Origin of the sequence: Collinsella sp. AM29-10AC (assembly GCF_003469085.1) — a bacterium.
In the GTDB taxonomy this organism is placed as follows: domain Bacteria; phylum Actinomycetota; class Coriobacteriia; order Coriobacteriales; family Coriobacteriaceae; genus Collinsella.
Genome location: NZ_QSKB01000019.1, coordinates 20,828 through 32,942, shown reverse-complemented (window position 1 = coordinate 32,942; position 12,115 = coordinate 20,828). Strand labels below are relative to the sequence as shown.

Here is a 12,115-nt window from a genome sequence, read left to right as displayed (position 1 = left end):
GCCCTCAGATGAGGTTCTCACCCAAGTTCTTGCCGCCGAGGACGTGCATATGGAAATGCATGACGGTCTGACCGGCGTTGACGCCCTTGTTGGAGATGACGCGGAAACCGTCCTCCAAGCCCTTGGCCTTAGCGACCTCCTGGATGGCGTGAGCCATGGCGCCCATGGTCTCGGCAGGCACATTATCGGCGATATCGCTGTAGTGCTTCTTGGGAATCACGAGAGTGTGGACCGGCGCCTGGGGGTTGAGGTCGTCGAAGGCGATGACTTGATCGTCCTCGTAAACGACGGTCGAGGGGATCTCGTGGTTGGCAATTTTGCAGAAGATGCAATCACACATGGTTGGTTCCTTTCTCGCAGACCAAGGTAATTATATTTGGTCGGGGTGGTTAGAACGAGAGGTTGTCGTCCGTGTTGGCGGCCTCGCCGTCGGCGAGCACGTCGTTGCCGTCGACGTCCTTAAGGAGCACCGAGACCTTCTGCTCGGCATCGGACAAGCGAGTACGCAGGCTCTTGAGGAGCTCTACGCCGCGGGTATAGCTCTCGAGCGACTCCTCGAGCTCCATATCGCCCGACTCCAGGCTGCGGATGATGAGCTCCAACTCCTGCGAAGCCTGCTTGTACGTAAGCTGCTCGACCGGGGTTTTCTCTGCCATATCTGCTTCCTTTCCTAAAGGTTTATCGCTATGAAACGCAGCCTACTCGACCGTATCGACCGTTGCTGCCACGTTGCCGTCTGCCATGCGTACGCGAATGGCGTCGCCCGGCTTAAAGGTCTTGGCGCTCATAGCCACGCCGTCAACGCTGTACGCGATGGAATAGCCGCGGGCAAGCACCTTGAGCGGCGACAGGGCATCGAGCGAGGCTGCCGTACGGCCCAGGTCGGACGCTGGCTTGTTGAGCATCGTGCGCCCCTGATGCTCCAGGCGAGAGCTCGCGAGCGTGAGCGCATGGCGCTTGCCATCGAGCCCCGAGGTGCTTGCAACCAGACGCTCGGGCAAGCGCTCAAAGTTGGAGCGAAATGTCCCGACCGAGCGTACTATGGCGCCCGACAGGCGATCGGCGGTCAGCGCAAGCTCCGATTCGCGACGCTCGACCATAAATGTGGGGTCGTTGAGGCACGGGCGGCACGCAGCCGCATCGAGCGCATCGCCCAGGCGAGCCGTATAGGTATCCCAGGCACGGCGACCGCGCTGATCGAGCATCTCCAGGTCGACCTGGGCCGACCCAATCATCGATGCCATCGCGGCACCCAGACGCTGATGGCGCGCCTCGAGCACATCGGCCAACTCCGTCATAGCCGGCGCCACCGATTCTGCCGCCGCCGTGGGCGTGGAGGCGCGGCGGTCGCTCACCATGTCGCAAATCGAGGTATCGGGCTCATGGCCGATACCGGTCACCACGGGCACGGGACAGGCAGCCACTGCACGGGCAAGCTCCTCGTCGTTGAAGGTCATGAGGTCCTCGAAGGAGCCGCCGCCGCGCACCAGCAAGATGCAGTCGGGCGCCGGCGTGATGGCGGCGGCACGGCGCAGGCCCTCGATAAGCTCGGCCGGCGCACCCTCGCCTTGAACCTTGGCGCCCACGCAGACAAGCTCGACGAGCGGATTGCGCCGACGCAATGTACGCTTGACGTCGTCGATTACCGCACCGGAAAGCGAGGTGACGACCGCCACGCGGGAGCAGAACACCGGGATGCGGCGCTTGCGCGCTTCGTCCATCAGGCCCTCGCGGCGTAGCTTTTCGGCCAGTTGCGCCACTTGCTGACGCAGCAGACCCTCCCCCGCCAGCGAAAACGAGCGAGCGACAAAGCTCATGCGGCCTGTGGCCTTATAGAGGTTGAAGCTGCCCTTAAAGCTCACCTGCATGCCGTCACGCAGATCGAAGGTACGCTTGAGATAGGCGCCCTTCCAGATGATGCAGTCGACGGCGGTCGAGTCGTCTTTAATCTGGAAGTAGCAGTGGCCGCTTCGGGCATTGGGACCACGAAAACCCGTGACCTCACCCAAAACGCTCAGCTGCGGAATGGCGTCGAGCGCGCCGGCGGCGATCTCCACCGCTTGGCTCACGCTGAGCTCCTTGCGCTCCTGATCGTCCGAACCGTCGAACTCGGCGGAAACGGTATTGCCGGTCAGATTCCAGCCTGCCACGCAGCCTCCTTTCGTCATCGTGCACAAGGGCTTCGGCCCTGCGCAAATTCAAGTCCAACACATAGTACAGCGCCGCGGGGACACGAATCCCCGCGGCGCCCAGCGACCCAATTTGTTATCGGTTGGAGTTTCTGTTGTAGCGAGCCATAAGATAGAGCAGCTGAATAATCGAGGTGAGCGCCGCAGCCACATAGGTAAGCGCGGCGGCCGTCAGCACCTTCTTGGCACCGTTGACCTGCTTGGAGCTCATACCCGACTGCTCAATATACGCCACGGCGCGCCGACTAGCATCAATCTCGACCGGCAGCGTAACCAGTTGGAACAGCACGCTAAACGAGAAGAAGATCAGCGCGAGGGCCGTGAGCCCGGCAATGTTCATAAATAGGCCCAAGAGCAACACGATGGTCCAGGTGTTCTGGGTAAAGTTGACGACCGGCACGAGGGCGGTGCGAACCTTCATCATGGCATAACCGCTTTGACGCTGGGCGGCATGGCCCGCCTCGTGGCAGGCAACGGCAACGCTTGCGACCGACCCGCCCGAACGGTTGGCATCCGAGAGATACAGGTTGTTGTCCTGCGGGTTGTAATGATCGGTGAGCTCACCAGCGACGCCCTTGATACCCACGGCGTTGCAGCCGTTGGCGTCGAGCATGCGGCGAGCGACCGTGGCGCCCGTGTCGCCGTCCGAGCGAACCTTGGACCAGGTTTTGTACGTCGAGTTGATATAGTTCTGTGCGGCAAGACCGATCACCGTGCAGACAAGAACAACCAGCAGGTACAGCGGGTCGATGCCAAAGCCGTATCCATAGTAATAAGGCATGCGAATTCCTCCGAATCGAGTTACACGTTGGAGGCATTTTACCCACTCGCCCAGCCAACGAGACACCATCGATGTTTTGGCATTGCAGCTCTAAAACGTTTGCAGCGCTTGGCAAACCGCGTAACTACAAAAGCTCGATTTTGCCGTCCTTCACAGTGAGTCCCATGTTGCCCGAGAGCAGATCGTCCAGGCGCGAGCCCACAAGCTCAAAGCGCCAGCCTTCGCGCAAGGGGCTCTGCTCGGGATGCTCAATATAGTCGGCCAGGTCATCGCGCGAGGCAATGACCGAGGTCGCCACTCCCGAGCGTTCGGCAACCAGGCGGATAAGCGCGTACATGAGATCCGTCACGCTCTCCAGCTCCGGAGAGATCTGGCGATGCCCGCGCACCATGAGCGGCAGGCGATCGTGCGGGCAGCTTGCGCCGCGCTTGATGGCCATGAGCGCACCGTCCACGTCGCGCTCCCCCAACTGATCGGTACCGCGAATGCTACGGAACTCCTCAACGCGCACGGGATTGCGCTTGACGAGCGCAAGCAGCGTGTCGTCGGACATGACCCACTTGCGCGGGATGTTACGGCGCTCGGCGCGGTCCTCGCGCCAGGCGGCGAGCTCGCGCGCGATGCCCAGCTGGTGGCGGCTGCACGAGTTGATGCGCTTGACCTTGCGGAATGCCTCGTGACGGTCGGCGCGATAGTGCGACTCGTCAGCCAGCGGGCGTAGCTCGTCGAGCACCCAGTCCACACGGCCCAGCTCGCGCAGGCGACTCATCATCTCGGTATAGGCGACGATCAGGTACTTGACGTCATCAATCGCGTACTCAATCTGCTTATCGGTCAGCGGGCGACGCGACCAGTCGGTCAGCGACTCGGTCTTGGGCAGCGAGACGCCGCAAAACGTCTGAACAAGCGCGCCATACGAAATCTGCTGGCGCTCGCCCAAAAAGGCAGCGGCGACCTGCGTATCGAAAATCGGTCGTGGCAGCACGCCCACGGTATGGAGCATAACCTCCATATCCTGCGAGCAGGCGTGGAAGACCTTAGTCACGCTCTCGTCTGCCATAAGCTCGGCCAGCGGCGATAGGTCGTCGATCACCAGGGGATCGACCGCGACGCTCTCGGCAGGGGTGGCAATCTGAACCAAGCACAGGCGCGGATGGAACGTGCGCTCGCGCAAAAACTCGGTATCGACGGCAATCGCGTCGAACTCACGGGCGCGCTGGCAAAAGTCGAGTAGAGCCTGATGTGTGGAAATGTACATATCAACCCATCGAATAAGGTTAGGCCCGAAAAACACGGGTAGGATATCGGCATTGCCTTACAACTATACTCGGTTAGTCACAGAACGGGAACGTAAGTATGCGCTGCCTTATCATCCACAACCCGGCATCGGGCCCCAGCTCAGATGAAATCTTCGCATTCACGCACGCCCTTGCACAGGGCGGCGACGAGGTCGTGATGCGCTTTATCGGCGATGGCATGGAACCCGAGGACGCCGTGGCAGACGTGCGCGAGTTTGATCGCGTGGTCGTTTCGGGCGGTGATGGCACTGTCTCCAACGTGCTCGACCAGATGCGCGGATGCGGTGTCCCCACGCTCGTCTTCCCCTCCGGTACGGCCTGCCTGTTCTTCAACAACATCGGCAATGCCCCCGAGGCGGCGGCGCTTGCCAAGGCTTGCCGCGCCGGTCGCACGGTCAAAGTAGACATGGGCGAGCTCTTTTGGCTCGACGAAGACGGCAACGAGAAGCGCCACGGCTTTATCATCATCGCCGGCTCGGGCTTCGACGCCGAGATCATGATGAAGGCCGCCCCCACCAAAAACGACATCGGCGAGATCGCCTACTTCCTCTCTGCGCTCGCCACGCCCAACCCTACGGTAGCGCACTTTACGATTGAGCATGACGGCATTGTCGAGGAGCTCGATGGCATCTGCTGCATGGCCGGCAACACCTCGGTCATTCAAAACGACATCAACCTGTTCCCCGATTGCCGCATGAACGACGGCATGGTCGACATCGCGGTCATCGAGCCCGTAAAAACCGTCCAGCTGCTCCCGACCGTGATCACCGCCGCGCTCGACCCCGCCGGCAAGTTGCTCGGCCGTCCGCAGTTCAAGATCATCCAGACCAAGGAAGCCAAGATCACCTGCACGCCGTCGCTGGGCATGCAGTTCGATGGCGAGATCATCTCCAGCAACTCGGGCGTCTTTGGTGCCCGCGCGCTTCCGCAATGCCTCGACCTCATCGTCGACGAATTCTCACCGCTCGGAAAATAGGAGGACCCCATGAACGACAATCCCCTGATCGGCTTTATTGTCATCGTCTTGGCCATGCTCGTCGGTTACGCCATCAACGTGATTCACCGCCGAAAGAAGTAAATCTACATTGGTATGATATTCATCCAATTATCGTCTCCCCTGCCGTTTATGCATTTGCCAAACAGCAGGGGATTTTCATTTCGGGCATTCCCAGCTACTTTATTCGACTACAGTAATTACAGGGCGTCTTTATTAAAGTAAAGCTATAAACTGAGTACAATTAACCGCTCATCGCATATTTCATTACGCTTATCGAGTAAGTTTCTTTCATAGATGAATATTGTTTCCAGTTCGTTACGCTAATGGGGTGTCTTTATTGGCTGAAGCCCTCTGGCAACGGAGGGCTTTCGCACGCTGGGAGGGAAAATGAGGAAAACTCACCCCGTCAACGCGCTCAAAAAGCTTGGCATAGGCCTCGCCTTTGGAGCTGCAACCATCATGTCCATGCCGACATCTGCGCTCGCCTGCACGCAGATGTACATGGGCAAGAACCTTACGGCCGACGGTAACACGTACTATGGCCGCACCGAGGACATTGGCACTCGTTACCTCAAACACTATGGCATCGAGCCCTCTTATGGCCCTGGTCATACCTACAGCTCGAACGAGTCCGGATTCTCCTACACCTCGACCAAGACTACGTATCGTTACAGCTACGTGCGCGACCATCCTGCTGAGTGGGACGGACGCTGGGATGCCTACTCCGAGGCCGGCATCAATGAGAAGGGCGTCTCCTGCTCCGCAACACTGAGCACCTCCTACAACGACGATGCCAAGGCAGCGGATCCCACGACCGAGCATGCCCACAAAGCAAATCCCGAGGTCAAAAATACCGGCATCGGCGAGTACAGCTACGCGGGCGTCATCTTGGGCGAGAGCGCAACGGCCCGCGAGGGCGTCGAGCTTATCGGCAGTCTAATTGACGAGCAGGGCGTCTGCTCCAACGACCAGATTGTCATCGCCGACAACACCGAAACTTGGCTGTTCGCCGCGCTTTCCGGCCACCAGTGGATCGCTATGAAGCTGACCGACGACGTCGCTTCGGTCAACCCCAACATTAGTAACCTCAATTTCCAGGTCAATCTTGACGATCCTGAGAACTGCCTCCACTCTGAGGGGATCAAGACTATGCCCGAAGAGAAGGGCTTCGCCAAGTACTTTGAAGACGGACAGTTCGATGTTGCCCAGACCTACGGTGTATCTATCAACAATACGGGCATGGGCTCTTGGGCGCGTTATATCCAGGGCCGTGACTACTTTATGGCTCCGCTGACCGAGGGCACCGACTACGAGATCGTCAAGGACAAGGACAAGAATGACGTCACGCTCGGTGCCATGGTTCATGAGATGCAGCCGCTGTTCTTCCAGCCCAGCAAGTCCGACTGGAACACGTTTGAGCTGATTCGCGCCTTCGGCAACCGCGGTGAAAAAGTCCCCGGCCTTAATGCCAATACTGACGGTGTCAGCAGCATCGGTTCCGACCGCAACGCCGAGGCCAACCTCTTCCAGATTCGAAAGGGCTATGACCCCGAGGTTGCAACCATCCAGTGGGAGATGCTCTCCTGCGCCGAGTTCTCCGTCGCTATCCCGCTATACTCCGCTCTGATGACCGAAGTCAGCCCCTACTTCAGCGACCAGACCGTTGATTATGGTCACTGCAGCGAGACGGACATCGTGAACAACGAGGAGCCCGAGAACTCCATTAACTACGTCCTGATGGACATCAACTCGCTTTGCTTCGCGAACCGCGCACAATTCGCCACCAGCGTCCGCACCTACCTCGATGCGCTCCAGAACGAGCTCATCGAGCAGAACAAGGAAGTCGACACCGCCATGCTGGCCGAGACGACCACCGAGGGCCGCACTGCCCTGGCCAACAAGGCCGGCAAGGCTGCTACCGAGAACACCTACAAGAAGTGCAAGGCACTGCTCCAGGAGATGCGCGCCTATCAGAAGGCCGAAAACTTCGACCAGCCCTTCACCCCAAGCGACCTGAACACCGAGACCAACGGCCTCAAGGTGTCCATCACCTACGCCAAGGATGCTCTTGCCACCGATCCGGTCACCCCGGATCAGCCCGGCACTCCCGAGCAGCCTGGTACTCCTGAGCAGCCCGGTACCCCCGAGCAGCCCGCTAAGCCCGAGCAGCCCGCTAAGCCCGAGCAGCCAGCCGCCAAGCCTGAGAAGCCTAGCAAGTCCGACACCACGACCACGGTAACCACTAACAAGACGAACACCAAGGGCGGCCTGCCCACCACTGGCGATCGTTTTGATGGCCGCATGGTGGCCGCATTCGCCATCGCTGGCGTTGCCGTCATCTCCGCGGGCGGTTACTTCCTCTACCGTCGCAATAAGGAGTAACGTCTTAGCTGGGCGGGCAAGGCAGCAATGGCAGCCTCGCCCGCCCAGCCCGCTCTTTTGACCGGCGGGAAACCCGCCTGAAATCTTTTCAAAAAAGATTTCCCCGCACGCACTTCGCTGTGCTATAGTGCAGCGCAACAGCAACTAGGTGCGACCGTGCCACGGTATCACGAAAGGAGCCACCAACATGAAGAACACGATGAAGTCTCTCAACAACTGGTGGTGGCGTGATGCGAATACGATCGGTCGACAGTGAGTCCCTCACGCCTGTTTTTGCGCTCTAGGTGATTGGAAGGCCTCCGGTTTCGACCGGGGGCCTTTTTCTATCTCGAGCCCGATCGCATTCGCATCACGCGCCTCCGCTTTTCTCTTGCACCCCCATTCCGAAAGGATTTTCACCATGTCTCAGAACACCACCGCCGCCCAGCCCCGCACCGTCCAGACCGCCGACCGCGGCAAACTCGACGTCCGTGCTCTCGTCCTGCTCGCCATCCTGCTCGCTGCCGGCTTCATCCTCAACTTCACCGTCGGCAAGGCCATCTCGGGCATCTCGGGCGGCATGATCAGCCCCGAGTTCATCATCTCGGCCTTCTGCCTCACCATCCTGGTCGTTCGCCCCAACATCGGCCAGGCGCTCGTCATTGGCCTCATCTCGGCTGCCGTAATCCAGATCACCACCGCTTCGCCGTTCGTCGATTTTGCCGCTGAGGGCATCGCCGCCATGCTCATGGCCGGCATCGTCAACGCCGCCGGCAAGAACGGTCAGGTCAAGCCCGCGATCGCCATTGTCGCAACCTTCCTGACCACCTTTGTCTCCGGCGTCATCTTCATGGTCATCAAGATGGCCATGCTCGGCGTGGTCGGCGAGCTCGCCGCCGCCATGTTGCCCGTCGTCGCCATGACCGCCGTCTTTAACGCCATTCTGGTCGGCGCCCTCTACTTGCCCATCCAGAAGGCCCTTAGGCTCAACTAACCCACAGTGCCCCATCGGTAAAGACTGTCCCAAACAACGAGCTCTTGGGGACGTTCTTAAACGACTGGTCATTTAAGAACGTCCCCAATGACTATGAAAGGTATCCATGGAAACGATCATCAACGTCGACGATGTCTCGTTCTCCTATGGCACGCAGACCGAGCAGGCGCTCAGCCACATCTCGCTCAGCGTGAACAAGGGAGATTTCATCGGCATCATCGGGCCCTCGGGCGCCGGCAAGTCCACGCTTGCCGCCTGCCTGTCGGGTGCCGTGCCCCACCACTACACCGGCACGTTCTTTGGGTCCGTCATGGTTGACGGCCACGACACCTGCGAGGTCTCGCTGACCGACGTGTCGCAAATCGTCGGCAGTGTGCTGCAGGATATCGACACGCAGATGGTCGCCTCGGTCGTCGAGGACGAGATGCTCTTTGGCCTCGAGAACTTTGGCGTTCCCCACGACCAGATCGAGCGGCGCGTGAGCGAAACGCTCGAGACCGTCGGCATCAGCGACCTGCGCGACCGCGAGATCGCCACCCTCTCGGGCGGACAGAAGCAAAAGGTAGCCATCGCCGCCATCCTCGCCATGCGTCCGCGCGTCTTGGTTCTCGACGAGCCCACCGCGGCACTCGACCCCGCTAGCTCCACGTTGGTCTTCGAGACGCTGCGTGAGGCAAACCGCGCACTTGGAATCACCATCGTCGTCGTTGAGCAAAAGGTCGCCCTGCTCTCGGAGTACTGCAACCGCGTGCTCGTGCTCAACCATGGCGAAATCGCGCTGCAGGGCGAGCCACACGAGGTCTTCGCGCATACCGACGAGCTCCGTGCCATCGGCGTCGACTGCCCTCGCGTCACGCGTATCTTCAATAGCCTCGAGGCCGATGGCCTGGTAAGCGGCACCCCCTGCTTGGATGTCGATGAGGCCGAGCGCCTGATTTCGGGCATCGTCGACCCCGCACACGCGGCTATCGAAGCCCAGGCGCCCGCCGGTTCCCCGCATGCACCGTCGTTGCGTCCTCATGCCAAGGACGCCGAACCCGTACTCACCTTCGACCATGTTGAGTTTGCCTATCCCAATGGTGGAGCCGCCGTACGCGACCTTAGCCTGACGCTCTATCCTGGCGAGCTCGTGGGCATCGTCGGCCAAAACGGCGCCGGCAAGACCACGCTCACCAAACTGCTCATAGGCCTGCTTAAGCCCGCCTCGGGCAGCGTGCGCGTCACGGGACTGGATACCGCAGCCGTTCCCACGAGCCGCATCGCTCGCGAGGTCGCGACCCTCTTCCAAAACCCCGACCGCCAGATCTGCAAGGACACCGTGCTCGACGAGGTCGCCTTTGGCCTGGAGCTTGGCGGCATGGACCGTGCCGAGGCTCTGCGTCGTGCCCAACTCGTCATCGACCGCTTTGGCCTGCCTGCCGATGAGGCGCCGTTCTCGCTTTCGCGTGGCCAGCGACAAATGGTGGCGCTTGCCTCCGTCGTAGTGGTTGAGCCCAAGATCGTCGTACTCGATGAGCCCACGAGCGGCCTTGATTACCGCGAGTGCATGACCGTCATGGAAACGGTGCGCACCATGGCCGAGCGCGGTTGCGCCGTTATCATGGTCTGCCACGATATGGAAGTCGTCTCGGATTTTGCCGAGCGCATTGTGGTGATGGCCGACGGTCGCATCCTCGACCGCGGCCGCACGCACGAGCTATTCTCGAACATCGAACTCATGCAGCATGCCTACGTGGAGCCTCCCCAGGTTATTGAACTCTCGCGCCGTCTGGCATCTTCCGTCTCGCCCGCTTTTGCGCAGGTGAGCGAGGTCACCGATGTCGTTCGAATTACCAAGGAGATGGTCCACCGTGGTTAACGTCATCGACTACATGCCGGGCGATACGCTGCTGCATCGCCTGAACCCCGTCGTCAAACTGGGCCTCGCCGCTGCCATCATCGTCGGCATCTTCTTGTCCGACACCTACGTAGCGCTGCTGGGCTTTTTGGCACTCACCCTTGCACTGGGTGCCTATGCCGGCGTCGTCGACCGTCTGTTCTCGCTGCTCAAGTTGCTGATTCCGCTCGCGCTTATCATGCTGGTGCTCCAGCTGGCCTTTATGCGCGATGGCAACGTGGTGTGGGGTTTTATCACCGACACGGGCCTCATCACAGGATCGAAGGCCTGCCTGCGCCTGCTGGGTGTGGCGTTACCACTCATCCTCATGCTCATGGTGACCAAGCTCAACGACCTTGCCAACGCCTGCGTCGAGGTGCTGCACGTGCCGTATCGCTATGCCTTCACCTTTACCACGGCGCTGCGCTTTGTGCCGGTGTTTGGTCAGGAGATGAATGCCATCATGGAGGCGCAGACCGCACGCGGCGTCGAGTACGACACCAAGAACCCCATCAAGAAGCTTAAGCTCATGTTGCCACTGTGCGTGCCGCTGCTCATCTCAAGCGTGGGCAAGACCGATGCCACAGCCTTGGCGGCAGAACAGCGCGGCTTCTATCTGCGTACGCGCGCCAGCTCGTACAAGCGCTACCCCATCAAGGGCCTGGACATCGCCGTGCTCATCGTCAGCATCGCCCTCATCGCCATCGGCTTCCTGTTCTAGTTCACCACCGACAGCAACCGCCCAACGCAAAAGGCCTCGGCTCGCACCAAACGAGCCGAGGCCTTTACTGTTTCACCAGATAAAACCTACCAAAATTAACCTGTCCCTTTTTGGCGGGTCGGAAGCTAGAGGCGGTAGGGGGCGCCGCTGCGGATGATGGATTCGCGCACCAGGACATCCATGGCGTCGAGGGTGATCTCGGGCATCTCTCGGTACTTTTGCAGCACCGAGAGCTCGGTGCAGGCCAGAATGACGCGGTCGCAGCCGCTACGGGCGAACTCCCACATCACGCGGTCGAACTTATCCATATCGGGCTCACGTCCGGCCTTCACATCATCGTAGATAAGCGACATCACATCGTTCTGACGTTTCTCGCTGGGATAGACGACCTCAACACCCGCAGCCTTACATTCGCGGCCGTAGACGCCCGCGCCCACGGTTCCGTCGGTGCCCATGATGCCAATCTTGTGCACCGGCTCGGCCGGCATACTCAGGTTGGGGTCGAACTCGCACTCCCCCATCACCGCACCGGCCAGAGCATAGCGCACCGACTCACGCGGCATGTGGATAATCGGCACCTTCGTAAACGACTGGATCTGATCGTAGAAGTAGTGTGACGTGTTGCAGGGAATGGCAATGTGCGCGCAGCCCAGCGACTCGAGTGCCTGGGCACACTCTTTCATGGTCGCCAGCAGCTTGGCATGCTCGCCGGTCTTAATGGCCAACGTGCGGTCGGGCATGGTCGACTTGGAGAGCACCACCATGTCGATATGTTCCTGATCGCAGGCAGCAGCCGTGTGGCGCACCACCTGGTCGTAGTAATACGACGTGGCCTCGGCGCCCATGCCGCCGATAACTCCCAGCTTTTCCATCGCCGCCTCCTTGGTGACGCTTGCGC

General features: G+C 60.3%; 11 protein-coding genes. 5 read left to right on the top strand and 6 right to left on the bottom strand.

Annotated features, from left to right (window positions below; translation table 11 throughout):
- Positions 1 to 4: 4 nt before the first annotated feature.
- From DW754_RS07315 to rnd, 5 genes are all read right to left on the bottom strand, one after another.
- Positions 5 to 340: a histidine triad nucleotide-binding protein gene (locus tag DW754_RS07315; protein WP_035137921.1), complete on the bottom strand. Its 336-nt coding sequence runs from the start codon at positions 338 to 340 to the stop codon at positions 5 to 7.
- A gap of 49 nt (positions 341 to 389) precedes the next feature.
- Entirely contained in the window at positions 390 to 656 is a 267-nt protein-coding gene (gene xseB / locus DW754_RS07310; RefSeq protein WP_006234311.1) for an exodeoxyribonuclease VII small subunit, read from the bottom strand.
- Positions 657 to 698: 42 nt separating this feature from the next.
- Positions 699 to 2,150, bottom strand: coding sequence for an exodeoxyribonuclease VII large subunit (gene xseA / locus DW754_RS07305; protein WP_369832168.1), 1,452 nt, complete (start codon positions 2,148 to 2,150; stop codon positions 699 to 701).
- A 115-nt stretch (positions 2,151 to 2,265) separates the two neighbouring features.
- The gene (locus DW754_RS07300) at positions 2,266 to 2,970 is read right to left on the bottom strand and encodes a zinc metallopeptidase (RefSeq protein WP_117759022.1); all 705 of its coding nucleotides are present in this window, start codon (positions 2,968 to 2,970) and stop codon (positions 2,266 to 2,268) included.
- A gap of 124 nt (positions 2,971 to 3,094) precedes the next feature.
- Positions 3,095 to 4,228 (bottom strand): ribonuclease D, encoded by a 1,134-nt coding sequence (gene rnd / locus DW754_RS07295; protein WP_006234315.1) that lies wholly within the window; start codon positions 4,226 to 4,228, stop codon positions 3,095 to 3,097.
- Positions 4,229 to 4,326: 98 nt separating this feature from the next.
- On the opposite strand from rnd, the gene DW754_RS07290 reads away from it, so the two are divergent.
- The 5 genes from DW754_RS07290 to DW754_RS07270 all read left to right on the top strand — a co-directional run bounded on the left by DW754_RS07290 (position 4,327) and on the right by DW754_RS07270 (position 11,217).
- The gene (locus tag DW754_RS07290) at positions 4,327 to 5,244 is read left to right on the top strand and encodes a diacylglycerol kinase family protein (protein WP_117759024.1); all 918 of its coding nucleotides are present in this window, start codon (positions 4,327 to 4,329) and stop codon (positions 5,242 to 5,244) included.
- Between the two features lie 408 nt (positions 5,245 to 5,652).
- Positions 5,653 to 7,647, top strand: coding sequence for a C69 family dipeptidase (locus DW754_RS07285; RefSeq protein WP_117759026.1), 1,995 nt, complete (start codon positions 5,653 to 5,655; stop codon positions 7,645 to 7,647).
- Positions 7,648 to 8,047: 400 nt separating this feature from the next.
- Positions 8,048 to 8,620 (top strand): hypothetical protein, encoded by a 573-nt coding sequence (locus tag DW754_RS07280; protein ID WP_117759028.1) that lies wholly within the window; start codon positions 8,048 to 8,050, stop codon positions 8,618 to 8,620.
- Positions 8,621 to 8,726: 106 nt separating this feature from the next.
- Positions 8,727 to 10,478, top strand: coding sequence for an ABC transporter ATP-binding protein (locus tag DW754_RS07275; protein ID WP_117759030.1), 1,752 nt, complete (start codon positions 8,727 to 8,729; stop codon positions 10,476 to 10,478).
- Positions 10,471 to 11,217: an energy-coupling factor transporter transmembrane protein EcfT gene (locus DW754_RS07270; RefSeq protein ID WP_022094111.1), complete on the top strand. Its 747-nt coding sequence runs from the start codon at positions 10,471 to 10,473 to the stop codon at positions 11,215 to 11,217. Before DW754_RS07275 ends, DW754_RS07270 begins: the two co-directional genes overlap by 8 nt.
- A 125-nt stretch (positions 11,218 to 11,342) precedes the next feature.
- Here the strand turns inward: DW754_RS07270 and DW754_RS07265 are convergent, their stop codons facing one another.
- Positions 11,343 to 12,089, bottom strand: coding sequence for an aspartate/glutamate racemase family protein (locus tag DW754_RS07265; RefSeq protein ID WP_040358337.1), 747 nt, complete (start codon positions 12,087 to 12,089; stop codon positions 11,343 to 11,345).
- Between the last annotated feature and the right edge of the window lie 26 nt (positions 12,090 to 12,115).